Below are 26620 nucleotides of genomic sequence, written 5' to 3' on the forward strand. Positions count from 1 at the left end.
CTAATCCCAGACGTAAAACTTGAGACGATCGAATTAGTTTCTCCAGTGAGGTTTGAAGCCTCTACTCAACAATCGTGCACCCATAACCCGGCACCGTTACGCGGTCGCCGGTGAAGGAGCTGCCTGGCACGGTTTCAAAGACGACACAGCGACACCAGGCTTCGTCGGGCGAGAAGACGACCTCGATTGGTTTCCTGGTCAGGTTGTGGACAACCAGCACGCAGGGGCCGCCCTGTTGTGCCTGACGTATAAACGCGACAATTCCCTTCTGGCGAATGCCCGTTGGCAGCAATCGGCTGAGGTTGTTGTTCAGAATGGGATGGCTGTTTCGGTAGTGAATCAGGCGTTTGTAGTGGGTAAACAGGGAGTCGGGATCCTCCTGTTGCAAAGCCAGCGGGCGCACCGTCTGGCTGGTGCTGTACTTACCGCGACGCCAGTAGGTACGCTGGGTGTCTTTTGCCCGAATATCCCACAGGAAAGGCTCCCGGATGTATTCGTCGGGTTTCACGCCCAGCATACCGATTTCCTCCCCGTAGTAGAGGTAAGGAAGACCCGGCAGGGTAAGCAGCAGGTTAGCGGCTACTTTCAACTGGCTGATTTTGCCCTTGAGGAGACTGCCAATGCGGTTCTGGTCGTGATTCGACAGCAGCAATGCATCAATGAATTCCGGGTTGACGGTGCCAAAGGTGCTGTGAACGTAGGTCAGGTATTCAACCAGGTCCTCCGTGTCGTTTTCCTTCCGAACGATTTCGGCGATCATCAATTGAAGGTCGAAGTTGAAATTGGCTTTCAGACCTTTAAAATACGGGGCAATGTGCTCCGGTCGTGTCCAGACTTCGCCGACGGTATAGGCACCCGGTTTCGCTTCCTCGACAACGCGGCCAAACGCCTGCCAGAACTCGTGGTTTTTGGGTTCTTCGGCTTCGCGGTATAAATGCCGGGCGGCATCGAGCCGAAACCCATCCACGCCGATCTCGTTGAGCCAGTACCGGGCTACGTTAAAAACCGCTTCGCGAACGGGAGGATAGTCGAAGTTCAGGTCGGGCATGCCGCTCCAGAACATGCCGTAGTACTTTTCCGGATAAGTGGCCCCAGCGATCGAATGCCAGGGGCTGCGCTCGCCCGAATCGGCGGTAATGTCGCGGGTGGCCAGTTTACGGCGTTTGATTTCGGCTGGTGTGAGCCATTTGTAATAGTTCCAGTAGGGATTGTCCGGACCTTTGGCGGCTTCTTTGAACCAGGTATGCTGGACACTTGTATGGTGCAGCACCAAATCAATAATGACCGCGATACCGCGCTGGTGGGCTTCGTTGATGAGTCGCTTAAAATCGTCGATGGTGCCGTACTCCGGGTCGATGCCATAATAGTCCGTCACGTCGTACTTGTGGTACGTTGGCGACGGGCTGATGGGCATGAGCCAGATCGCCGAAACACCCAGATCTTTCAGGTAGTCGAGCTTGCTGGTAACGCCGTTCAAATCGCCGATGCCGTCGCCGTTCGAGTCGGCGAAAGAACGGACGAAGATTTCATAGTGGACACCTGTCGTGCCTGTTCGCGGTTGAGACACGGACAAATGGCTGGCCGATGCGGCTGTTGAGGAGCTGTCAGAATGCATTCAATGGTATAGTGCTTCGTACAGGCAAACGGAGAAGGCTGCGATTGAGTTTACAACAAACGGGCATATGTACGAAAAAAGGCATTCCTGACGATTCAAAACCTGTATCGGCCCGGTGATGTAGTGGCCTGGCGTGATGTGATGTGATGTCGGGTCCTCAGACCCGACAAGCGAGGTTTCTCAAAACCTAATTAATCGAACGGCCGAACGAGGTTTTAAGAAACCTCGCTGTGTCAGGTCTGAGGACCTGACACCACATCAAGACCTGACACCACATCACCAGGCACCTAAAACTTTTTATTCCAGCACGATGCATCCATAAGCTGGAATGCTCAACTGACTACGGCTAAGAGTCGAACCCGAATTGGTCTGGAACGCAATTTTGCGGAACGATTTCTCCGCCGACGGCATGGCTACCGTAACCGGTTTGCCCGTCAGGTTCTGCACCACCAAAACAGATTGCGTACCCGACTTCCGAATGAACGACACCACGCCCGATTGCCGAATGTCGGTTTCTACCAGCTGGCTCAGGTTATCATTCAAAACCGGGTTGCTGTTCCGAAACTGAATCAGCTTTTTGTAATGGATATAAAGGGAGTTCGGATCGTTCTGCTGACGTGACAGGGGAGCCACCGCAGAATCAGTCGTATAAGTAGGCTTCATCCAGCGGGTGCGCTGTTTATCCTGAGACTGGTCAGTCCAGAGAAAAGGCTCCCGGATGGTTTCGTCGGGTTTACGGCCCAGCATGCCCAGTTCTTCCCCGTAATACAAGTACGGATTGCCGGGCAGTGTGAGCAGGAGGGAGGCCGCCACTTTCTCGTGGTTGAGGTTGCCCTTGAGCACGCTGCCTATGCGGTTCTGATCATGATTGGTGAGCATCGTGGCGTCGATGAACTGCGGGTTGGCCTGTGCGTAAATGTTCCGGTTATGGGCCAGCGTATGTACCACATTCATCGAATCGTTTTCCTGATCGATCAGCTTTTGCAGGGCAAAACTGAGGTCGAAATCGAAGTTGGCTTTCAGACCCTTGAAATAAGGGGCCACTTTTTCCGCCTTCGTCCAGACTTCCCCAACGGTATAAGCCCCCTTTTTAGCCTTCTCCATCTCCCGGCCGAATTCTTCCCAGAAGGGAATATTTTTGGCTTCGTCCTGATCGGGGTAAATGTGCCGGGCGGCATCGAGCCGGAACCCATCCACACCAACGTCATTCAGCCAGAATTTGCCGGTCTTATAGATCTCCTGCCGCACCTTCGGCTCATCGTAGTTCAAGTCGGGCATGCCGCTCCAGAACATACCGTAATAGCGGGCGTCCGACGGGCTGTTTTTGATCGAATGCCAGGGGCTGCGTTCGCCCGAATCGGCGGTGGCTTCGCGGGTAGCCAGATTAAGCGAGTCGATCTGCTGCGGGGTCATCCAGACATACCAGTTGCGGGTAGGGCTTTTTAGGTCTGTCGATGCACTGGTGAACCACGGGTGCCGGTTGCTGGTATGGTTGATCACAAAGTCGATGATGACATTTATGTTGCGTTTGTGCGCTTCGGCCAGCAGTCGTTTGAAGTCGGCCATCGTGCCGTAGTCCGGGTCGATGCCGTAATAGTCAGCCACATCGTATTTATGATACGACGGCGACGGGTTAACGGGCATGAGCCAGATGGCCGACACGCCGAGGTCTTTCAGGTAGTCGAGCTTACCGGTAACGCCGTTCAAATCACCAATGCCGTCGCCGTTGGAGTCGGCGAAGGAACGGACAAAAATTTCGTAATGAACACCCGTTCGGCCAGTGATTTTGGTTGCAGGTTGGGCGAAGGCACCAGGGGTGAACAGATTTAATAGTAAAACGTAGTATAGCAGCCGGGTCATAAATGGGTTGTTTGTAGCAAACTAAAGAGAAAAAGTAAGGTCTCATTACCTCGCCCCAAACTATACCCCACCCCAACCCCTCCCCTTGAAAAAAGGAGAGACGGTCGGCCGCTGCCGGGCTCAGGAACGAGGTACCCTTCTTCTAGCCCCTCCCCTTTTTTCAAGGGGAGGGGTTGGGGTGGGGTAATGACCAACAGTCTACTGCTTCGTCAGTGTATACGTGTAATTGCCGCCGACGCTCAGGTTCAGCGTAACCAGATACTTACCGGCCGCCGGGACTTTGATGTTGTCACCACCGGAATCGAGCAGGCCGTCAGCTTTGGTATCCCCGTAATTAATATCCCAGGCATTGTTGGCGCGGAACTTAAGCTCATCCTGCTTGAGATCGACAACGGCTTTCCAGGTGCCGGTGGTGGCATCGTAGGTAAGGGGAGTATCGGTATCCCAGCCGCCGGGGGTAGCTGCGCCGATGAGACTCCAGGTCGTTTTGGTCGCGCTCCAGGTCAGCGTATTCACATCGGCTTTGATGAGGTAATAGCCCGCCGTTGGAATGGTCAGGTTATCGCCCGTTGTCGAGAGTTTGCCTGCGCCACCCGTGCCGTAGTTCGTCTGGTCCCAGTTGGCAGCCGACGTAAATTTAAACGGTGATGCCGATGCGAAATTGATATAACCCTCATACACACCATTGTTGAGAACAGACGCAATTTTAGGCGCTGTCGCCGGATTCCAGCCCTGATAATCGCCCGGCGCCCATAACGATGGGTAGTCGATAACAACCAGGAAAGGCGTTCCGGTAAGGGTCGTCGGGGCTGAATATTGCTGATAGCCGGGTTGGCCCAGCGGCCGTACCACCTCCGACTTGACCCGTACATCAACCTGTCCGGCACTACCGGCAGGTAATCCCAGCTTGAGCATTGTCTGGTTCAGGTCGGCGACGGTCATGGTCAGGCTCGTCTGGTTCGATGCCGACACGTTGATCGAGTCACTGAACTTGTTGCCTGCCTTGCCGAATTGCAGGGAGTAGACCACCGGAGCATTAAATCCATACTGTGCCGGAGTCCAGTTGAACACAACGGCATTTCCGGTTGCATTGGTACTGCTCAGGGCGGGTGAAGTGGTACTGGGTGTTAGGGCCAGCGTCCCGCTGCCACCTGGCTGAAGAATCAACTTGTCTTCGTCTTTCTGGCAGGCGTTAAAGGTGATTAGCGCCACCCCGGCTACCAGAAGATTATATAAGATCGTTTTCATGATGAATGTCTGATTAGTACCCTGCGTTTTGCTTCAAATTTGGATTGGCAACCAGATCAGAGGCTGGCAGCGGGAAGATGTTCCGGAAGTCTTCAACAGCCCGTCCTTCTTTGACACCACCTTTGAATGGCCATAAATAACTAGCTGTAGTGAAGCGACCGAAACGGATAAGGTCCGTCCGGCGGTAACCTTCCCAGTACAGTTCGCGGGCGCGTTCGGCCAGGATAAAGTCCAGCGTCAGGGCCGAGGCTGTTACGTTGCCGGTTGTTCCTTTATAAGCCCGCTGCCGTAGCTGATTCACGTAGCCCAGTGCAGTTGGGAGGTCGCCACCGGTACCGCCCCGAACAACGGCTTCGGCATACATCAGGTACACATCGGCCAGACGCAGCAGCGGGAAATCGGTGTCCACAAAGTCACCGGCCGGGTCAGACCCTTTCGCTCCGGTTGAGGTCACATTTTTGTATTTCGTGACGGCGTACCCGTCCGTGAAGGTGTTCAGCACCGTGTTGATTTCCAGATTCTGCCCGTTGGTGTAGAACATGGCCCGTGTGTCGGTTGCTCCCGACGGGTCGCTGAACTGGTTGACCAGCCCTTTGGTGGTGCGGTTACCAGCCCAGCCCCCGTTGACGCCAAAGTCACCCGCGTTCATGCTGCCGCCGATGGCCGCGTGGATCAGGAAGGGCATACCTCCGTAGGTTTTGGTACGGGTACCATCGTAGGTGACGGGTAGGATAATCTCTTTGGAGTTGTTATTGTCGGCCAGAAATAAGTTGGCATAGGTTGGCTCCAGCGAGTAAACACCCGATTGGATAACTTTCGCCGAGTAAGCCACGGCATCGTTCCAGCGGGCTGTGCCGATATATACCTGTGCATTCAGGTACAAGCGTGCCAGCAACGTCCACGCAGCTGCCTGATCGGCACGACCGTATTCGGCCGCACGAGGGGCTGCCAGCTCCGTTTCGATGGCTTTCAACTCCGACTCGATATAATTGAACAGTTCCTGTTTGTTCGTTTGCTTGGGCAGAAACGAACCCGGTGCGTCGGCTTCCGTCACGAAGGGCACGTTGCCGCCATACAGATCCAGGGCGTGCAGGTAAGCCATTGCCCGCATAAAACGAGCTTCGGCGCGGTAGGCTTTAATAGCCGTAACGTTATCGGCCGAGAAACCCCGGCTGCTCAGACTGGCATCCGAGCTCTGGCGGATGAACTCGTTGCACTGCGTAACCATGTAATAAATTCGGTTGTACATGGCCGCGCTGTATTCATTGCTCGATGTCCAGCTTAGGTTATGGTAATCCTGTACCGACCCGTCGTTCCAGGCAATAACGGCCTCATCGGTGGTCAGTTCCTGAACCATCCAGTATTGCCGCAGGTAGTTTGAGAATCCCTCATCAATGCCGCTGATATCGGGTTTGCCCGATGGCCCCTGCTGACCGCTCACGGCCAGGACAGCGTAGAGTTTGGCTAATACCGACTTGTAGTTGGCCGGATCAGTATAGACCGAAGCCGAGGTGACGTCGTAGGTCGGCAAGCGGTCGAGGTCTTTCACGCACGATGACGCCGTAGCGAGCACAGCTGCCAAAAGACCGGTTTTTAGTATGTTCTTGATTGATTTCATTGGTTTGTTTGTTTCACCACCCCCAATCCCCTCCTGTTTTAGGAGGGGGAGGAAAAAGGCTACCCTTCTGAATATCCTCCCTCCTGTTTTAGGAGGGGGTTGGGGGGTGGTAGGCATATGTTAAAAGCCCAGATTAAGTCCTACCGAGAATACCCGTGGGCGTGGGTAGAAATTGTTGTCGATGCCACCGGCAATCTCCGGATCAAGTCCGGTATATTTCGTGATCGTGAACAGGTTCTGCGCCGTTGCCGTAGCCCGCAGCGATACTTTCTTCGCGATAACCCGACCAAAATCGTAGCCCAGGTTCAGGTTGTCCATCCGCAGGAACGATGCGTTCTCGATGTAGTAATCTGAAAAATACTGGTTGTTCACAAAGCCGGTTTCCAGCACGCTGGTCGAAGCATTGGCCAGGTATGGATTGGAGGTAACGACGTTACGCAGGGCGCCATTATTCGACCGGATGTTGTTGTACACGTAGTTGCCGATGTTGCTCCGCAGCACAAAACCCGCATTGAACTGCTTGTACGAGAACTGAGTCGTGAAACCCAGGAACAGTTGCGGATTGGCCGTTTTGTAGCGGTAGCGGTCGTCGATCGTAATCTGACCATCGCCGTTCCGGTCTTCATAAACGCCCTCCAGCGGTTTGCCATTCTCACCATAGACCTGCTTGTAAACAAAGAAGGCGTTGGTTGGGTAGTTGACCGTCTGAATCTGAACCGTGTTGCCCGTACCACCCGTAATATCGCCTACCAGAATACCCGGATCGTTCGGTGTGGGTACTTTTGAAAGGTTCGTGATCTTGTTCTGGTTGTAGGTAATGTTGAAGCCGAGATCAAGATTCAATCCATCGCGCTGTATAGGCGTCGCGTTGAGCTGGAATTCGATACCCTTGTTTTCCAGGTTCCCTACGTTCGTCAGAATCCGGTTGGTCAGGTTCGAACCAGCGGGTACGGGAATGGTCGCCAGCAGATTGCTCGTCTTCTTCTGGTACACGTCAATACTACCCGACAGTCTTCCTTTGAAGAACGCATAGTCGATACCGGCGTTGAGGGCGGCTGTTTGCTCCCATTTGAGGTTGGCATCGTAACCTTCCGCCCGCAGCGTCCGGTAGAAGGTGTTGCCAAACTGGTACTGCGCCGTTGGATCGCTGATGGTGTAGCGAGGCAGATAGGGATAATCGCTCAGGCTTTGCGGCAGATCCTGCTGACCGGTTACGCCATAACCCGCCCGGATTTTCAGGGCCGACAGCGCATCCACGCCTTTCAGGAATGACTCTTCTTTCACGTTCCAGGCAAAGGCCAGCGAAGGGAAGGTACCCCAGCGAACATCGGGAGCAAAACGCGAGGTAGCATCCCGTCGCAGCGTGGCCGTCAGCACGTAGCGGTTCTTGAAGGTGTAGTTCACCCGGCCAAAGAACGCCAGCAGCGTGTACTGGGTCCGGAAGGGAATGCCAGCCGCGTTGATGGTATCGTTCTGCAATTGCCCGTCAATGGTCAGCGGAGCAGCCCGGAGACTTGGGTAGCTTGGCTGATCGCGAATGAAATCCTGGTACGAATACCCGGCGGTCACGTCCACGCGGCTGTCGATCTTCTTGATGTCGCGGGCGTAGTTCAGGTAAAACTCCAACGTTTTGTTGTTGCGTTTCTGCGAATACTGATTATTCTGGCCACCCTGGTTGAAGAGCGAAGCGGCTGTTGCCGGGATGAACGTCCGGCCATCGCTGGACGAAATGTCGTAGCCCAGATTCAGGTTAGCGCGCAACTCGGGCAGGAAGTGAAATTTGTAGTCAAACACCACATTACCAAAGCTCCGGTTCACCGTGCTCCGGTCGTCCCGCTGTTCCAGTAAGCCCAGTGGATTGCGTGGTGCCAGCGTGTTGGGCCGACCGGTGCCTGGGTCGATCCATTCGTAGTAACCACCATAATTCGAGTTGCCGCTGTAAACCGGCTGCGTCGGGTCGAAGGCGACGGCGGCACCAATGGCCCCCTGCTCCGCAAAGCGGTTCTTGATAATTGACCCTTTCAGGTTGATGTCAACCGATAAATGATTGGTGAAGAACTTGGGTGTTAAGCCAATGCCGCCCGAAAGACGATTGAAATTAGATGTTTTGAGTACGCCGTTCTGGTCCAGATACCCCAGCGACACCCGGTAAGGAATGGCCTTGTAGGAACCGGTTATGCTCAGGTTGTTGTCGGTGCTGAAGGCCGGACGAAAAATCTGATCCTGCCAGTTGGTAGTAGCCGTACCCAGCAACGTTTTCTGAGCCGCGCTGGCGTTCAGGGTCGTGTTGTTCAGAACGAGGTCGCGAAACTGATCGGCCGACAAAACAGAAAGCTGTTTCGAATTGACCGATACCGAGCCGAGGGTGCTGAAGTTAACGCGCAACTGGTCACCCTGACGCCCTTTTTTCGTTGTAATCAGAATAACGCCGTTTGCCGCCCGCGCTCCATAGATAGCCGCTGCCGAGGCATCTTTCAGAACGGTAAACGTTTCAATGTCCTGCGGGTTGATGAAGCTTAATGGGTTCGACGCACCCGATATGCCGTTGTTGTCGAGGGGTACACCGTCAATGACGTACAAAGGGTCGTTGCTGGCGTTGAGCGATGAACCACCCCGAATCCGAATCTGGCTGCCCCCACCGGGCTGACCGCTGGGGGGCGTAATGTTCACCCCGGCAATTTTACCCTGCACCAGTTGCTCCGGGTTAACGATGTTTCCCTTCTGGAAATCCGTTGAGGAGATGGACGCAATCGCCCCCGTCACATCCTGCCGGCGCTGCGAGCCGTAACCCACCACCACCACTTCCTGAAGTGACTTCGAATCATCGGCCAGTGTAACGTCTACGGTAGACCGGCTGCCAACCGCAATTTCCTGGGGTGTCTTGCCAATGAAGCTAAAGACGAGTGTGGCATTGGGTTCCACATTGGTCACCTGATAGGTACCGTCTACATTTGTTTGGGTACCTCGTGTGGTACCTTTAATCTGTACCGTAACGCCGGGGAGGGCACTGCCGTCGGTTTCTTTAACCGTACCGCTTATTGTCTGCCCTTGTGCTCTGGCCGTTATGTTGACGAAGAGTAAAAAAAGCATAACCATGATGGACCGCCAGACCGGGCGAATCATACCATCAGGCCGAAACCTTTCGGGAAAGAGTTTCATCATTGAGTTGATTTAAATGGTTTAATCAGACTGTTTTTTTGATCGGAAGAATCCGGGCAGTCAACTTTATCTGACAAAAGTACCATTAGGCTCAACCCGTGTCGTCCCACTTTAGAACGGCTGGTGATTTAGATTGAATTTTTTGTAATTAATTGATAATGAACATCTTGTTGGGTAGGAAAGAAGTGCCGTATTCGGAAAGTGGCACGCCTAAAGGGAGTGGTCGTCGCTGACCATGTTGAAATACTCCTTCGGCGTCTGATTTGTGAGTTTTTTGAAGGCCCGGTTAAAAGCTGTTTTTGAATTGAAGCCCACCTCGAAGGCCAGACTAAGGAGTGTATAATGCCGCGACCGGGGGTCTTCCATCCGCTGCTTGAACGCTTCTATTCGGTACTGATTGATGAAGTCGAAGAAATTTTTGCCAAATCCATCGTTGATCACCCTCGACAATACGTGTGGAGGCATCTTCACGCCCGTGGCCAGTTCATGGATGGTCAGGTTCGGATTGGTGTAAGGTTTTTGCTGCTGCATATAGGCATCCAGCGTGTCCCGCAACGACTCAAGATCGGGAAGCGGATGGGCCACGGAAGGCGCTGGTCTGACCGAAATCGTTCGGGATTCGACGGCGGGCAGCAGGGGCGCCGGAACCGGAGCCAGTTCAGCCATGGCGGGTTCCGGTAGCGGATGAACGATATCCTCGAAAAAACCCGGCGTTGGCTTGCGGACGGGCTGGGGAAGTTTAAAAATCTCGGGCTGATGAATGGCGACATACCCCAGAAAATAAGTGATCGTGGAGAAAGCCAGCCAGATTACATCCACGTTCCGGTCGGCGAGGGTTACGATGTCGAAGTCGATAAGCCGGCTCACCAGAACCTGCACGAACAGGAACGCCCACAACGTCAGGCAAACGCCCTGAATGATGATGACGGTGCTCAGATACTGCAGATTCTGTTCGTACGAAACGCTCGTCTGGTAATGAACCTTGTATGCCCGAATGGTTCGGCGGCAGGTGATCCAGTAGGCTATGTTGAAAAGCAGTCCCAGCAGACCCATAACCAGAAAAATGCCCCGAAGGGTCGGGTCTTCGTTGATGAGTTTGAGCTGGAATACCTTGCTGTCCATCAAAAAATACGGCAGATAGGTCAAAAACTGAACCACCGTCGGAATGAAGTGATAAGCCCAGGTGCGGTTTGGCAGGCCCGTATCGAACAGCAGCCGACGCAGGTAAAAATAAAAGAGGGGCGGGTGCAAAAACCAGATGAAGTCGGGTATCAACAGCAGTTTTGGGTAAGTGTGCGCCACATCCCGATAACTGCCAACGACTTTCAGCAAGATAAACAGCGAGGCCATTCCCAACAGTACCACCAGCCAGCGGTTGGCCGCCCGGTTGTAATTCTGGATGCTGGGAATGGCAATGAGCAACAGAATCCCCTGCAAACACGAGAACAACATCAGCAGGTCGTAGACGGAGTAAAATTGAAACGTACTGGTCAGATCTTCCCAACTGCTGATGTTGATGTCAATATCCTTGCCGCGCGCTTCGGCCTCGGTAACGATGCGGTTTGGGCGAATCTTGCCATTTTCGCTGCCCTCGACAGACTCCCAGCTACCCCGCGTGAACTTGTATTCCAGCTTTGACAGATACGTGTAAACCGTTGTACGGTAGGTGCCGTCGGCCTGCCGCTGTAATTTGTAACGTGGGTCGGCGGAGTTCCATTTATTGAAATTGCCGGTAATATAAAGCGAGGCATCGTGGGGGGTATTGGCTGGTACTTCCGTCAGGACAAATTTATACGCCATCTGGTGCTCCCATCCGGCAATAACAGCCTGCACAGACAAGGGACGGTCTGTTTTTGATCGATCGTATTCCCGGTTAGGAATGGGCTTGCCTGTAGCGCTCCCCTCCGTCAGCGTCCAGTTGCCCTGCGTAAACTTGTACGAAAAACGAGTGAGTGTATCGGGTAATGTCAGCGCATAGGTGCCATTGGGCTGCCGTTTCAGCTCAAAACGGGGATCTCCGGCATTCCAGCTGTTCAGATCGCTCGCCAGAAACAAGCCCGAACCTGACTGCGACAACATGGGGTAGTCTGTCACCTCCACCCGGATTTGCGCCAAAGCCGGTATCGTGATCAGCAGACAAGCCACCAAAAAGCCAAAACGATTCATAATAACGTCGAATAAAATGCGGTGTACCCACGGACCGGGCCGCGTTCGGCTTCAGTCCGTGTTTTTGATGAATAGGAAATATCATCTCAAAACACGGGTTGAAACCCATGGGTACATCTTATCGCTTCACTACCTTTAAAACGCTCTGCTGCGTTCCTTGTTGGATGCGCAGGAAATAGATTCCCGATGGCAGGGCCTGCAGGTCCATTGGCTGGCGAAGTTGTTGGCTGGTTTTCGACGCACTTAATGAGCGCATGTTTCGACCACTACCGTCCCGCAAGCTGAACTCCACAAGCCCCCGGTAACCGCCGGTTAGGTCGACAACGGTCTGTTCAGCAGCAGGGTTTGGCGAAATGATAATCTGGCTTACTGGCTCTGGCTCAGTGGTCGTTACGATACCCGGTACGACTGCGAAGGGAACAAGTCCCGCTTCGGGTGTGGGGAGCTTGCTTGTCGAGTACAAATGGAACGCACCCGGCTCCAGGGTGATGGATTGATTGGCGTCGGACAGCTTAACTTCCTGCCCCGTAAAGTAGTGATACCAGGTGCCGCCCATTGGGAAACCCGCGCTGACCGTCTGCGCCTTCGTGTCGAAATTGCCGATCAGGAAAACGGTTCCTGTTGCACTGCGCAAGGTGAGCCGCTTCACGACACCCGTGAAGTCGGTAGTGAAATCAGCAGTGGCAAAAGCGGGGACGGTTGTTTTGAGGCTGATGAGGGCACTGTAGACTTTGTACAGTTTCAGCCGGTCGGCGTCCTTGTAATACTCCCACCGAACAGGCTTGGCCGCTGTGCGGCAATCGTTACTGATGGTGGTGCCGTCGGAGCAGGTGTTGATGGACAGGTCGTAACCCAGTTCGCCAAACTGCCAGATCATTTTTGGCCCCGGTACCGTCAGCAGGAACGCAGCGGCCAGTTTAGCCCGGTCGAGGGCTGTGGGCAGGGATTTAATGTTGTAAGTACCGGTGGCAGCACCGTTCTGGCGCAGGTCATACACGATCCGTTCTTCATCATGGCTTTCGGCATAACCAATCAGGTTGGGTTTCTGGAAATTGCGTTTCTGGTACGAGATGCCCGAAAAATCGCCCTGTGCCGAACGGGTGGCCCCCCGGTAATCGAAGTTGTGGTTACCCCAGAGCATCATGCCGTAATTGGCCAGTTCAGTTTCTTCCTGACCATCGGCAAAATGTTCCAGAATGACATAGGCTGTAGGGTCAACGGTGCGGATCTGGTCGTAAATACGTTTCCAGATGGCAATCCGACTGGCGTCGTAGTTACTCCAGGCCGACACATCGTTGCCCGAATTTTTCTGGGTAAATCCTTTCGAGAGGTCGAAGCGGAAACCGTCGACTTTAAACTCCTGCAGCCAGTATTTACATACCCGATCCACAAACGCTTTGGTGTCCGGGCTCTCATGGTTAAAGTCGAAAAAGACGCTGAACGGGTGCGTGGCCTGCTGGTTGAAATAGGGGCTGTCTGCCGAGGGGCGGTCACCGGCCCAGTACATTTTCACGTAGGGGAATTCATAATCGGCCTGATTCAGCACCATATCCAGCACGACCGCAATGCCTTGTTTATGGGCTGCGTCGATAAATTGTTTCAAGGCTGTCTTTGTCCCGTATGCCTTATCAGGGGCGAAGTAAAACGTTGGGTTGTAACCCCACGAATCGTTACCCGAGAACTCGGTAATGGGCATCAGTTCGATGGTGTTGATGCCCAGTCGCTTCAGATAGGCCAGGCTGTCGGTGAGGGTCTGGTAGCTCCGGGTTTGCACAAAGTCACGAACCAGCAGCTCATAAACAACCATCGTGTTGACGGCGGGCCGCTGGAAGCCTGTCGTCTGAAACACGTAAGGCGTTTGGCCGGGCTGAAGGACAGACACCGTGTTGCCCTGGGCTTTTTCGGGAAAAGCTTTCAGGTTGGGGTAGGTCGTTGCCGGAATGAATTTGTCGTTGTTTCGGTCCAGAATTTTGTCGGCGTAGGGGTCCGCGACGCCGATAGTGCCGTCGACCAGATACTGAAAGGCTGTTTCGCCGACGGGCAGGTTGGCGAGTTCGAGCCAGTAGCGATTGCCGTCGGGCGTCCGGTTCATCAGGTAAGCCGGGGCAATGGCCCAGTTATTGAACTCACCAAGCAGGTACACAAAGCTTTTCTTGGGTGCGTATAAGACCAGCGTTGCTTTATTGGAGCCGGTGTAATTAATGCCGTCCTGTAAACCCGTGGGCAGGGTCGCAACGGGCGATTGGGGTTTTACCGTAAAATAAAAGGTGTCGGCAAGGGCAGTTGTCCCCGTCGTTGCGCTTAATGACGTGGCTCTGACAATAACCGTTCGCTGTAAACCCGACTGCGTTCCGGTGTTGATTGTGGTGTTCAGCGAATCGGTGCCGGTGGAACTGGCCGTTGGTTGTCCGTCCAGTGTCAGGCCGAACGTTGCCGACTGTGAGCTTTTGTAGCGCACCTGCAACGGCGTGTTGGCATCGACGTAAAACTGTTTCTGACTGGGCGACAGCCGGGTCAGGTTAAAACTGGCATCGAAAATAGTAATCGAGAAGTCTTCCGTTTGGGCTTTCCCATCGCCACTTTTGAGTAAAAGACCGAGCTTTCGAATGGGTGTTCCGGTGGGTACACCAAAATAGGCGCGCGGCACCAGTTTGATCTGCCATCTGTCAGCGCCCAGCGCCGTCATTTTACCCGGCGCAAAGGGTTTCGCAAAATCGGTTTGGCCCGTAGGTTGAAACTCGAACGCATTCCCGCCCGCCGTCGACCCCGCCCCCGACCATAAATAAACATCGTCCTGTTTGCCCAGCAACCCTTTTGCCCGACTGTCGGTGGACTTGGTCAGGTCAAAAGTAAGGGTGATTTGGGCGTCGGCCGTGGGAAATGCGGGCTGGGTTGTAACAACCTGACTAAAGGCTGAAACCCCTAAAAAAAGAAAGAGAAAAACGACGTAGTAGCGTGACTTCATAACGATGTTGATGAAAAAGGTCACAAACATACGGGTTTATTCCTATTCTACGTACGCTTTCAGGGCCTGGTATACCCGGTGCGTTGGTAAACCCATCACGGTGTAAAAGGAGCCTTCGAGCCGGTCGATGCCTACCAGGCCAATAAAATCCTGTGCCCCATACGACCCGGCTTTATCGAACGGTTTGCATTCGCGGATGTAATAGGTGATCTCATCGTCGGTCAGAGTGGCAAACTGAACGATGGTTTCATCCGTAAATGAGTGTAGCTGAGGCTGGCCGGTATTATCCGGGGCCAGAATGGCTACGCCGGTTCGTACGCGGTGCGTTTGGCCGGATAGGGACTGCAGCATTCGGCGGGCATCTGCTTCGTCCTGCGGTTTGTTCATGATCTGCTGGCCGAGAATCACCACCGTGTCGGCACAAAGTACAATACGGTTCGGTGTATCGGCATCGTTGATGAACTGCCCGGCCTTCTGGCGGGCCAGGTATTCGGCTACCTCATCGACCGGCATGGTATCCGGGAAAACCTCATCGGTTGGGCGGGTTTCGATGGTGAACAAAAAGCCCGCATCGGTCATAAGCTGTTTCCGGCGGGGCGAGCCCGAGGCAAGAATCAAAGGATAACGTAAGGATAACACAGAGGAAAAGATATAGGATGTATATTATAAGATCGGGGCCGCCCGCGCGGTATGATGTATGCCGTTAGGCTACTTCGAGCCATCCAGGGGGCTGGTTCCCTGAGCATCACTGGCAAATTTCAACTTATATTCGTAAATCATCACCTTATTATGTGATTTGGTCAGCATACATCCTGCACCATACATCTTATATCCGACAACCTATATCCTACATCTTGTGTTTATCCGACTCGCCACCCCTGCCGATGCCGCTGTAATTACTGAGCTATCAGCCGTAACCATGCGTGAAGCGTTTGGACCGCCCTATAACCCGGCCGACCTTGTTGACGAATATATTGAATCGGCCATTACGGTACCTATTCTGGAAACGGAGCTGGCCGATGCCCGGTCGACGTTTTTTCTGCTGGTGTCGTCTGATGATAGGCCCATCGGTTTTGCAAAATTACGGAAGCACACGCCACCAAGACGGATGAAAATCCGTAATGCTATTGAAATACAGCGAATCTATCTGCTGGCGTCTCAAATAGGGCAGGGGCAGGGGCGTGCTCTCTTGAATCACTGCCTCGACTGGTCTAAAGAACAAGGGTATGAGGCCGTGTGGCTGGGCGTCTGGGAGCGAAATGAACGGGCTCAGTTATTCTATAAAAAGATGGGATTCGAGCGGTTCGGTTTTCACTATTTTCAGTTCGGTTCGGAGCGTCAGCGGGATTATTGGCTTCAGAAACAGTTACGTTAAGAGCGGCCGATTCCTGTTGGTACATGTATTCCGTTAAACCATTTGTATCGGCCCTGCTCTAAGAATCGTTCTGATAAACATGAAAAAAAAATATCCGGCACGGTACTCGCCATTTCTACGCCATTTTTTGGTGTGGCTGGTGTGCATTGCCGGATATTCCGCTTCCGCATGGGGGCAGTCGGACCCCCGCCCGAAGCAACCGGAACAAAAAGTGCAGACGCCTGCCCCGCTCAATATCTATGCCATAGATACCCTGCAGCATAAGCCAATTCAGCCCATGAGCGTAGATTCCATGGCACTCATGCAATCGCTGGCTACCATCAAGGCCAGTTCCGTGTCGGACAGTCTACTCCAACAGCGCGACAGCGTGTTCTATAGCCGATTGAAAACCAAAATGTACAAACATCGGCTAACCCGGCAGTTGTACGACGCTGTGTTTCAGGATGTATACAACAGCCGCGCCCGAACGGGCGAGGTGAATCAGATCGAAGTGAACCCCTTCCGGATCTTCGAAGGAAAAATTATCGGGGACATATACATCCGGCGGCTTGGGGTGTTTGGTCAGACCGTTTACGATACCCTTCGTAAACCTGCCAACTGGGTGGAGCGGACCGGCAATCGGCTGCATTTCAATACCCGCGAACACGTTATTCGGAATTCATACCTGCTTTTTCGGCAGGGCGATATACTTGACCCCAACGTACTGCGGGATAATGAACGGCTGTTACGGACAACGTCCATTTTTCACGATGCCCGTATTTTAGTGCTGCCCCGGCCGGGCAGCAAGCAGTTTGTTGATGTCTACGTAATTACCCAGGATGTCTGGTCGCTCTTGCCCAATGGCGGGTTTGGCGGTCTCAACAGCTTTAGTCTTGGCTTCGATCAGCTCAATTTCAGGGGGTTAGGGCATCAACTTTTTGCGCAGGTGGCTTATTCCGGAAACGACCCACGCCAGAAACTGGAATATCAGGGGCGGTACAAGGTTCCATTTATTGGCAAGACGTTCATGACGGCCGAAGCTAATTTGCTGTATCTACGCGACCTGAAGCAGGCCGCTTTCAAGTTATATCGCCCTTTTCTGACGCCCGACATGAAGTATGCCGGAGCGATTGAACTTAACCACACGAAGATTAATAATCGGCTGGTCACCCGCGACGATAGTGTTTTGCTGGTGCCACTCAGTTATAACTACTCCGATATCTGGATTGGGCGGTCGTTTCGCCTGTTCTATAAACAACAGGACACCGACGAAAAAGGACGATCGAGGCTCGTGGTGGCTTTGCGAAACACGAGCTATACCTACAGCCGACGCCCCGATGTAACGGCCGATACCAATCAGATTTATCAGGATAGCCGCACAACCTTGTTTAGTGTGGGTTTCTCCCGGCGAAAATACGTACGGGATGTCCTGATCTATGGGTTCGGACGTACCGAAGACGTGCCCATCGGGGAAACGGTAGCGGCTATCGCCGGCTTCGATAATGCTGAACTGGGACAGCGGCTCTATACAGGGCTCAACTTCTCGCAGGGCAAATATGTCCGGCATCTCGGCTATGTCTACGGGCTTGTCAACGTGGGTGGTTATGTCCGCAATAACCGGATCGAGCAGGGTGTCTTTTCACTGGAGTCTAATTTCTTTAGTCAGCTAATGAAAACCAAGTGGGGCAACATGCGTCACTTTTTCAATACCCGCTATACGACCGGGATTGGTCGCTTTGCCAACGAATACATTACCCTGGGCAGTACCGGAAGCGGTATCAATACGGATGGTATCGGCATCAACAGCGACGCCCTGCGCGGCACTAAACGATGGTTTATCAATTATGAAAACATACTGTTCTCCCGGCTGAATCTGATCGGATTTCGGGTTGCCTTTATCACGTTCGTCAACCTGGGGCTGACCAGTTTTCCGGAACGCCCCTTGTTGGCCAGCACACTATACCAGGGATATGGTATTGGCTTTCGATTGAGAAACGAAAACCTGACATTCAACAGCTTTCAGATCCGGCTGGCCTATTATCCTAATATTCCGGGTAACACACTGCCGTTTCGGCAGGCCTTTGAGGGTATTCCTACGCTTCGACTACGGGATTTTGATCTGTCGGCTCCGCAAATCATCCCGTACCGATAAAAATAATTACATTAAATGTATTGACATTTAATGTAATTGTATTATCTTTGTTGCATGTCCATAGAAACTGACATCAAGCAGAGTACACCCTTCCGATCGCCCTATCAGCGGGCCATTGTGAATTTGCTGTACACCAGCAACTGGATCGCTGGAAGCCAGACTCAGTTGCTGAAACCATTCAAACTTACCTTACAACAATATAATGTGTTGCGAATTCTACGCGGCCAGTATCCAAACCCGATCAAAGTATCGGACATAACGGAGCGGATGCTCGACAAAATGTCGAACGCATCGCGGCTGGTAGATAAGCTGGTGGCGAAGAAACTTGTGCTGCGTACCGAATGCCCCAGCGACCGACGGGCGGTTGATGTGGTCATTACGGATAAGGGGCTTGATTTACTGAAGCAACTGGATACCCGCCAGAGCGAATGGAATACCTTGCTGGAAGCTAAATTGACGGCCGACGAGGCTGTATCGCTAAGCCTGTTGCTCGACCGGTTGCGCGTTTGAACGGTTCATTATTTTATTACTCGTCTTTCACTAATTACTAATCTGTTACAAACAAATGAAAAAAGCAACGATGATCGCTGCGCTGTTGTTCTCTTCAGTAGGCGCTTTTGCTCAAAACTGGACGCTCGACAAAGCGCACTCGAACCTGGGATTCACGGTAACGCACATGATGTTGTCGGAAGTAGATGGTAAATTCCAGAACTTCGATGTGAAGATGACTTCGTCGAAGCCTGATTTTACAGATGCACAAATCGACCTGACCGCCGATGTAAGCAGCATCAACACGAACCAGGAAAAGCGTGATGGCCACCTGAAGAGCCCTGACTTTTTCGACGCGACCAAATACCCAACTCTGCAGTTTAAGAGCAAGTCGATCAGCAAAGTATCTGGCAACAAATACAAGCTCATGGGCGATTTGACCATGCACGGTGTGACGAAGCCTGTAACCCTCGATGCGGTGATCACGGGTCCGGTGACCAACCCACAAAACAAAAAGACTTTAGCTGGTTTTAAAGTAACAGGCGAAGTAAAACGCGCTGACTTTACCGTAGGAACAGTCCCAACGGCTGTTGTTAGCGATGAAATCTCGATCCGTGCAACGGGCGAGCTGGTAAAAGCCAATTAAATTAGTCTGCCCTATAGAAATCCCTGCTACCCAACGGTGGCAGGGATTTATTTTGGAGTCGTGTGGCTGATAGGGACCGGGCCGCCGGGCGAAAAATTCATCCCTGGAAAGCAGGCCCTGGTTTGCTCGTTTCTGAAGGGGGCACCCCGTTCAGGGTTTCAGTCGTTTGGCGGTCGCGTCGAATGTAGCCAAAGTACCTTTCAGGGTATCGGTATCCACTTTGGTGAGGTCAATGGACACTTCTCCTCCCTGAGACGATTCAAAGTACATGACCACTTTATCGCCCTTCTCCTCGACCCGGATGAGGGGGCGTTTAGCCTGGCCAGGATCTGTCGTATTTGTCAATTCCCCCGTCAGTTTATCCGCCTTACGGACTAAATCCGTCGTAAACTTTACATCGCCAACGGGGGTTCCAACGGCACTGATTTCCCATTTACCGGCAAAAAAATCAGAAGGAGTAGCTGTTTGCGAGAAACCGGCATGGGCAATCCCGACAAACAGGAACAGAAGAAGAATACGTACGTTTTTCATATCAGCTATTGGTTAAAATGTAATACAGTTTTCTTAGATAAACGGGTACCGGCTCTATTCGACAATGACCCGGACGCGGTCCAGATTCTGGATACGCGTAAACTGGGTTTTCGTATCACCTTCCCGTTGAGATGCCACTCGGAGGGTTGGGAAATAGGTGCCGGGTTTGGTGAAGGTGTACGTAGACGTAACCTGCACAGGGGAGCCGGTTTTGTCGGACGGCTTGAGCCGGGCCGGTACGGGGAAGACCGCAGAGTGGTCAAAGGCCCAGCCATGAAGATCACTGATGGCAAAGCCACCCGGTAATCCCTCGAAGTTCCAGACCGCCGTCACAACTTTGCCCTTGCTCTTGGGCACGGCCACCTCGGCGGTGAAGCGAACGGCTTGTCCCACTTTCACGACAGCTCGTTTGCCGCCATTGGCGAGTACGCTGACCACCGGCTGAATACCCCCGCGCTGGTCTGCCGTAGCAGGAAGCACAACCTGCCCGTCGGCGATCGTATAATGGGTGGTAGCGGCCGGTTCGATGCCTTTCTCTACCCAGGCACTCAGGTCCAGCAGCGCCTGCTGGAGTACGCCCAGATAACTCACCGTCCGGGTGGGGTCATCTTCAATGGCCACGTCACCGTGCAGAGCATGGTCGGTATACCAGAGTCGAAAATTCTGATCGGTTTTGTCGCCCAAATGCTCCTGTACCCGGGCACGGTACCAGTCCGCCTGCCACGCAAACGCTTCCCGATCCCAGCGTGATTCGAGTAAAATCATTTTGCCGTTGAACTTACCTGTCGGCAATACACCAGCCGCTCCCCGGGTAAAGAGGGGCCCCAGGAGCATGGGACGCTGAGGATATATCGGTTTCCCGGTGGCATCCCGGAACTGGTCGTATACCGCATATTCTTTGCCGGGTATTTGGTGCCGGTGATAGGTTTGTACCGCCAGGAAGTTCGAATTATCGACTTGAACACTGTCGCCCGGTTTTACCAGAGCCAGTATGGCCGGATCAACCGGGCCAAGAACGACCTGGTCACCCGAAATTTTCGTCAGCTGCAGGGTCTTACCGGCAGCGGCACCGCTTTTTATGAGTAGGTCTCCTCCCAAAAAGTCAATGTCGGGTAATCGGTTTTGTAGTTGAAATCCAACGGGCATAGTGCCTTCGACCCCGCCCAGGCTTTTCCAGGCAGCATCGGCGGTGCCCCGGTCCTGCGCCGACATCGCCTTCGTTAAGCCTAACGCTACCGCCTGATCACGGGTGACACCGGCCTTTATGGTACTGACCTGCTGAATACGCGCTTTCAGGAGGGAGGCTGGTGCGCTGGCCCCCAAATAGCCGGGGGTGTTCCAGAAATCCTTCTCGAAATAGGCCCGATCGATGCCGACAATACTTTTGTACAGCACCAGAAATCCATGGATACCCATTGTCTTGTAGCCAAACCAGGACTGGGGCGGAAAGCCCATTTTGGTTACCTCCTGTAAGGCTTCTTTTTCTTCCTGATTCAGCCCCGCATACATATTGCCACTGCCACCGGGTTCGAGGGCATCAATGATCTGAGGGAATTTATCGTGTAAGACCCGCATGGCGTGCATCCGAGCCGTAAAGACGTTGGGAATGGCCATGGGAGAGCCCAGCACGTAGGGAACCACACCATCCCAAACGCCCTCTGTATTCTCGATGCCCCCTACCGTCCGATAAGCGCCCCCGCTGCCCCCGAAGGCATAGCCGAACGGGCGCTTCCCCCCGTAGAGTTGGGCCGCGATTACCCGTGAATATTGAGCCGATGCTGCATTCGCCCGGTAAGCACCTATGCTCGCATCCCGGGCTTGTGGCTTGGCAAAATCGATCTTGCCGCCCTCATTGGTTTCAATGAAATAGGCTCCGTGCGAAACGGAAAAGCCAATCTTGTCTTCTTCGCCAGTGGCGCCCTGCGACAAATTTTCATCATCGGGAAAGGGGGTAATATATTGGAAAAAGCGGCCCAAATAGGTTTCTTTGGGTGGGAAGTAAAACGAGAAACGGGCTTCCGTGCCTTTAAAACCACCATGCACATAGCGGTGTCTTACGGGTTTATTCCGCCACTCATCCTTATCCACGTAAGGCTGGCTAAACAGCGTGTCTTTGGTCGTGTAATTTTTAGCGAGCGCTGCGCTTTGCTGCGGCAGGTTGTTTTGCGTCTGGCCAAGGGAAATGGTCAGCGCCCCCAGCAAGACAAAAATAGGACGGAGCAAGTATGGACGGACTGATTTCATTGATTTGCTATTGGGTTAGAGAGGCTATCCGGTAAGTAGGAGAGGTATAGAGACCAGTCAATCATTTGGGCAATGCCTTTACTGGGTGGTCAGCACCGCGACGGCCGTTTCCCGCAACGCCTGTATGTGTTCATCGACGGCTTGAAGCCCGCTGGGCGTGCAAAGACTTCGTATGTATTGGCCGGTCGTATAGATCATTAAGTCTTGAGCTGACAAACCAAACCGATTAAATTTCTCGCTCCGAACGGCAGCCTGGTGAAGCACCAGTACACTTTGCAAAGCAACCTGGGGAAGAATATCGGCCCGGAAGGCCCCCTCGTCCATAGCCTGGTGAATAACGGACAGAAAGTACTGTTCAAATTTTTGACTGATTACAGCATTCACCTTCTGTTCCAGCTCGGGGTAGTACTTGTGCAGATCTTCGTAGAAAACTTTATTGACCAGGTACTCTTTTTCAAGGGCAATTTGCCAGATCGTAAAAAAGAGGCTGGCCGCGTTTTTGCCGGCCGGAAGGTTTTCCAGCATCTGGTACTGCTCGCCGTGGTAGTGATAAAGGACAGCTTCCAGAAGCTCTTCCTTATTTTTAAAGTACCTGTAAACCGTTTTGGTGGAGATGTTGAGCGACTCAACGAGCTTCTGAATGGACATTTGCCGAATGCCATACTGTAAGCATAGGGTCAGTGAGGCTTGTAAAATTTCGTTCTTCACAGGAGCTTACCGGGGAAAATATTGAGTTCGATTTATTTTCCATTACAAAGGAAACGGAAAATATTTTTTCAAGCAAATTTTCCTGTTAATTTTGAAGTGCTTGCTGGCTATGAATAATTACGGCCAGGGCCCATCAGCCCGCGTTCATTTGACGCGCTTATTTGTTGTCAACAAAACCGCTCATTGGCGTTTTTTAGAAGGCAATGGTTCGTCGGCGATCCATCATGCGCACCCAGCCGATCCTGTACCTGGCATAACGCCCAACTCCTGCCTGAGACGAATAAACCGCTTCGTCTCAGGCAGGAGCTTTTTTTTAAAGAGATGGTTAATTATTAATTTCTGCCCACCCTGGTGAGTCGCACAGGTGATTAGTTTGGTACGAACAGCACGGCATCGGCTACCACAATCCCATCGGCATCTTTTGTCGATACCTCAACGAAGCTTTTCTTTCCCGGCGACAGATTATATGACCCGAGCGATACCCACTCGCCGGTCGTTTGGCCTTCTACCCGAATGTCGGCCTCACGAATGGTGATGGGCTTTGTCTGATTGCCATCCGATACCAGCAAGTTCGTTTGGCTAGAAGCGCCCGTCAGCTTGGGGACGTACATATAAACGTGGTAAGTGCCCGATTGGGTCACCGCCGGGCTGAACCGGACAGTTTTTACACCCGAACCGTTGCCCGATGTAGTGAAATAGCTGGGTCCATAAGCACCTTTCGGATTGTTGTCACGTGTCCAGTCGCCGGTGCGGGATACCTGTGCAGGATCGTCGTTATCAACCAGAATCTCGGGCGTACTGCCATCGGCCAGTGGGTTAGTTTTCAACTGGCTCTGTAACTTCTTTATATCAACGCGCTGCACCGACGTTTTTCCGTCGATAGCCATGCTCGCGGCCACCGCCGATGATTGGGCCAGTACCATAAAGACCGGCTCCATACGAATCGACCCGTAAGCAATGTGGCTCGCCGACAAACAAACGGGTACCAGCAGGTTGGTGCATTCGGTCGCTTTGGGCGTCAGGCAGCGGTACGAAATGGGATAAGGCGCGAAGCCGCCCACCTGCACGTCACCTTCGTTCTTGACCATTTTTATGCCGTTTTTCTCCACGACCAGCCGCTGGCAATTGTGCGAGTCCATCGTATACGCAGCCATGCCCACGCCGTCCGGCACTACTTCGCGCCCCTGGCAGTTGGCCTGGGTCATCACGTACGCGCCTACCATGCGCCGGGCTTCACGAACGTACATCTGCGTCGACCAGTTGCCTGAGTCGGTGTATTCATCTTTCGGGTAGCCAAATTTGAGCATTTCGGTCTGGATGTCTTTGCGCATCCGGGGGTCATGCCCAATAAAGTATAGCAACCCTTTGTTATACAGCTCGTGCTCCCGCTGAATGGCCGCCCGACGCTCGTAACTGGCTTCGGGGAAGTCGTAGTTCATGCCAATCATATCGGTCGAAAATGGACCGTTGTTGTTGATATCCGTTTTCTGATTCGGCATCCGGTCGGGTTTGAGAATGGTGTTGAACGCCAGCCTGGGGTTCTTTTCGATGGCGCGCAACAGCAGTTCGTAGCGGGTCGAATCATACCCTTCGGGCCGGGTGATGGGAATGCTGTTGGCCGGATCGCTGCTCAGGCAAATGCGGAAGTTGTAAGCCTGCACCTCTTTGTTGCCCGTACCTGTGGGCAGCACCTTCGCCAAACTGATACCCCACAGCAGGCCACTGTCCGGCTTGCCGGGTATCTTGTATGGATCGACGCCATCGGCAAACTGGTGCTTATCGAGCAACTGAAAACCGTTGTAGGTTTCGCCGTAGGTCTTATTGTCTTCGCGGCCTACCGTGTAACTAACACCCGCTTTAGCCAGTAAATCGCCTTCGTAGGTACAGTCGAGAAAAACCCTGGCAAGAACGGTTCGGGTAGCATTCCCCGCTGAGGATGGCTCCAGGGTGATACTCTGAATGGTGCTGCCCTGCTTCTTCACCGACTGAAGCCGATGTTCGTAAAGGACATTGACATTACCCCGTTTGATGTATGATTTAAAGAGGTCTTCTGCCACATGAGGCTCAAAAATCCATTGTTCGAACTTTCCGTAATGCTTGCCGATCTGGCGGTAGTAATCGCGGGCGATGCCGGAGATGGCGTATTTATTGCCAATGTCGGTGTAGCCCAGCCCGCCGGTCGTGAGTCCGCCGAGGTGACGTCCCGGCTCGATCAGGATAACGGATTTGCCCAGTTTACGGGCGGTATAAGCCGCCATTACCCCCGCCGACGAACCGCCGTACACGCAGATATCGACCGTAATGGGCGTAGTCTGGGCGACTAACTCGCCTGTCAGGAAACAGACTAAAAAAAGCAAACGAATGGAGTTGCGCATGATTGACTATCAGGAGTTGTGGCTTTCCGTATCTATTTATTGGTTAGTAGCCCGGATTCTGGTCCAGTTTTGGGTTTACATCGCGCTCGGTTTGAGGAATCGGGAACAGGTAATGGTACTCGGCCACAGGAATAGCTGGATTTTGTGCTTTCAGGGCACTCACCAGCCGTTTGGTACGCACCAGATCATACCAGCGGTGCCCCTCGAACGCCAGTTCCAGCCGACGTTCCAGCAGCACGCTATCCCGGAACTGCGCCTGACCCAGGTTGGCGGTCAGGTTGGGCAGTCCCGCGCGACTACGGATTCGGTTTACCGTGGCGTAAGCATCGGCACTGTTTGCGGTCTGCTCGTTGAGGGCTTCGGCATACATGAGCAGCACATCGGCATAGCGCACAATGGGGTAGTTATTGCCGCCGTCGCCATTACCGGTAGCCGTAGGGTCCAGGTATTTGTACACGTAGCAGGGGAACAATACGCTGGCCGGAGCCGCCGGGCTGCTGGTGGCACTGTAGAGCCGCAGGGTCACGTTCCGGCGTTTGTCATCGGCGCGATAAGCCCGGTACAGGTTTTCGGTAGCGGGGTCATCACCCAATCCTGCCACGCCATTTACGCGGTCGAAGTTAGGGCGCATGTAGCCCTGCATCCAGCTGCCCTCGCCGAAACCACCACTCAGGGCCTGCATCTCGAAAACCGCTTCTTTCCCATTCTTATTGGCAATTAGAAACGCATCGGAAAAGTTGGCCCACAGGTCATAAACGCCCAGATCAATTACTTCTTTAGCTTTCGCTGAAGCCTTTGGCCAGTCCTGGCGAGTCAGATACACCTTCGCCAGAAATGCTTTGGCAGCCCCTTTAGTAGCCCGGCCACGATCCGCGACCGAATAAGATGCGGGCAGCACAGCTTCGGCATCGGTGAAATCCTGAATGACGAGCTTGTATACGTCATCGGCCGATGCCCGCGCCACGGTCAGGTCGTTGAGTGATGTGGTTTCGACGGTAATGATCGGTACACCGCCAAACAATCTCACGAGGGTAAAATAATAAAACCCACGCATAAATTTAGCTTCGGCAATGTAGCGGGCTTTCAGGTCATTATCCATCGGGATACCGGGTACGCGGGTAATCACGGCGTTGGCCCGGTTGATGGCCGAATACACCGTCGACCAGATAGCCTGAAACGTATTGGTAGCGGGCGTGAAGGTGTATTTGTCGAGGTCGTTCTTAGGCTGGTTGGCCGTTGAGCGACCATTACCCCACTCGGCATCGTCGGTAGCTTGATCCTGCAAGATCCACATCACCTGCGCGTACAGGTTGGTGCTGTTCAGCGGGTCGTACACGGCACTGACAGCCGCTTTGGCGTCGTCGGCATTTTTGTAAAAATTGGCCGGGGTAAAACTGGATTCGGGCTTCTGGTCCAGTACATCGCAGGACGTTAACAGCCCGATCAGGCAAAGAATGAATATGTTTTTTTTCATGGCTCAGAGATCGTTA

17 protein-coding genes are annotated in these 26620 nt (G+C 53.2%); 4 read left to right on the forward strand and 13 right to left on the reverse strand.

The features are described from left to right. Window positions 1-61: 61 nt before the first annotated feature. The 8 genes from ACYVK4_RS28425 to ACYVK4_RS28460 all read right to left on the reverse strand — a co-directional run bounded on the left by ACYVK4_RS28425 (window position 62) and on the right by ACYVK4_RS28460 (window position 15270). Window positions 62-1615: an alpha-amylase family glycosyl hydrolase gene (locus ACYVK4_RS28425; protein WP_461130967.1), complete on the reverse strand. Its 1554-nt coding sequence runs from the start codon at window positions 1613-1615 to the stop codon at window positions 62-64. A gap of 297 nt (window positions 1616-1912) precedes the next feature. Next, on the reverse strand, window positions 1913-3475 hold the full coding sequence (locus ACYVK4_RS28430) for an alpha-amylase family glycosyl hydrolase (protein ID WP_461130968.1): 1563 nt from the start codon (window positions 3473-3475) through the stop codon (window positions 1913-1915). 198 nt (window positions 3476-3673) lie between these two features. Beyond that, window positions 3674-4723: a SusE domain-containing protein gene (locus ACYVK4_RS28435; RefSeq protein WP_461130969.1), complete on the reverse strand. Its 1050-nt coding sequence runs from the start codon at window positions 4721-4723 to the stop codon at window positions 3674-3676. Window positions 4724-4736: 13 nt separating this feature from the next. After that, on the reverse strand, window positions 4737-6341 hold the full coding sequence (locus tag ACYVK4_RS28440; protein WP_461130970.1) for a RagB/SusD family nutrient uptake outer membrane protein: 1605 nt from the start codon (window positions 6339-6341) through the stop codon (window positions 4737-4739). 120 nt (window positions 6342-6461) lie between these two features. Next, entirely contained in the window at window positions 6462-9503 is a 3042-nt protein-coding gene (locus ACYVK4_RS28445; protein WP_461130971.1) for a SusC/RagA family TonB-linked outer membrane protein, read from the reverse strand. A 207-nt stretch (window positions 9504-9710) separates the two neighbouring features. Then, on the reverse strand, window positions 9711-11666 hold the full coding sequence (locus tag ACYVK4_RS28450; protein ID WP_461130972.1) for a helix-turn-helix domain-containing protein: 1956 nt from the start codon (window positions 11664-11666) through the stop codon (window positions 9711-9713). 118 nt (window positions 11667-11784) lie between these two features. Continuing rightward, window positions 11785-14631 carry a DUF4961 domain-containing protein gene (locus ACYVK4_RS28455; protein WP_461130973.1) on the reverse strand — a complete coding sequence of 949 codons (2847 nt, stop codon included), beginning with the start codon at window positions 14629-14631 and terminating at the stop codon, window positions 11785-11787. A gap of 42 nt (window positions 14632-14673) precedes the next feature. Then, window positions 14674-15270, reverse strand: a complete 597-nt coding sequence (locus ACYVK4_RS28460) for a Maf family protein (RefSeq protein ID WP_461130974.1) — start codon at window positions 15268-15270, stop codon at window positions 14674-14676. A 217-nt stretch (window positions 15271-15487) separates the two neighbouring features. Between ACYVK4_RS28460 and ACYVK4_RS28465 the strand changes: the two genes are divergently transcribed. The 4 genes from ACYVK4_RS28465 to ACYVK4_RS28480 all read left to right on the forward strand — a co-directional run bounded on the left by ACYVK4_RS28465 (window position 15488) and on the right by ACYVK4_RS28480 (window position 19272). Beyond that, window positions 15488-16006: a GNAT family N-acetyltransferase gene (locus ACYVK4_RS28465; RefSeq protein ID WP_461130975.1), complete on the forward strand. Its 519-nt coding sequence runs from the start codon at window positions 15488-15490 to the stop codon at window positions 16004-16006. Window positions 16007-16085: 79 nt separating this feature from the next. Then, on the forward strand, window positions 16086-18137 hold the full coding sequence (locus ACYVK4_RS28470; RefSeq protein WP_461130976.1) for a hypothetical protein: 2052 nt from the start codon (window positions 16086-16088) through the stop codon (window positions 18135-18137). Window positions 18138-18191: 54 nt separating this feature from the next. After that, the gene (locus tag ACYVK4_RS28475) at window positions 18192-18647 is read left to right on the forward strand and encodes a MarR family winged helix-turn-helix transcriptional regulator (RefSeq protein ID WP_461130977.1); all 456 of its coding nucleotides are present in this window, start codon (window positions 18192-18194) and stop codon (window positions 18645-18647) included. A 55-nt stretch (window positions 18648-18702) separates the two neighbouring features. Further along, window positions 18703-19272: a YceI family protein gene (locus ACYVK4_RS28480; protein WP_461130978.1), complete on the forward strand. Its 570-nt coding sequence runs from the start codon at window positions 18703-18705 to the stop codon at window positions 19270-19272. Window positions 19273-19422: 150 nt separating this feature from the next. On the opposite strand, the gene ACYVK4_RS28485 is transcribed toward ACYVK4_RS28480, so the two are convergent. From ACYVK4_RS28485 to ACYVK4_RS28505, 5 genes are all read right to left on the reverse strand, one after another. Continuing rightward, window positions 19423-19803: a hypothetical protein gene (locus ACYVK4_RS28485; protein WP_461130979.1), complete on the reverse strand. Its 381-nt coding sequence runs from the start codon at window positions 19801-19803 to the stop codon at window positions 19423-19425. Between the two features lie 54 nt (window positions 19804-19857). Beyond that, window positions 19858-22047 (reverse strand): hypothetical protein, encoded by a 2190-nt coding sequence (locus ACYVK4_RS28490; protein WP_461130980.1) that lies wholly within the window; start codon window positions 22045-22047, stop codon window positions 19858-19860. Between the two features lie 78 nt (window positions 22048-22125). After that, window positions 22126-22755 (reverse strand): TetR/AcrR family transcriptional regulator, encoded by a 630-nt coding sequence (locus ACYVK4_RS28495; protein ID WP_461130981.1) that lies wholly within the window; start codon window positions 22753-22755, stop codon window positions 22126-22128. 368 nt (window positions 22756-23123) lie between these two features. After that, the gene (locus ACYVK4_RS28500; protein WP_461130982.1) at window positions 23124-25130 is read right to left on the reverse strand and encodes an FAD-dependent oxidoreductase; all 2007 of its coding nucleotides are present in this window, start codon (window positions 25128-25130) and stop codon (window positions 23124-23126) included. 43 nt (window positions 25131-25173) lie between these two features. After that, a complete protein-coding gene (locus ACYVK4_RS28505; protein ID WP_461130983.1) occupies window positions 25174-26604 on the reverse strand; it encodes a RagB/SusD family nutrient uptake outer membrane protein in 1431 nt (476 codons plus the stop codon). Window positions 26605-26620: the final 16 nt, after the last annotated feature.

The organism is Spirosoma aerophilum (genome assembly GCF_054782495.1).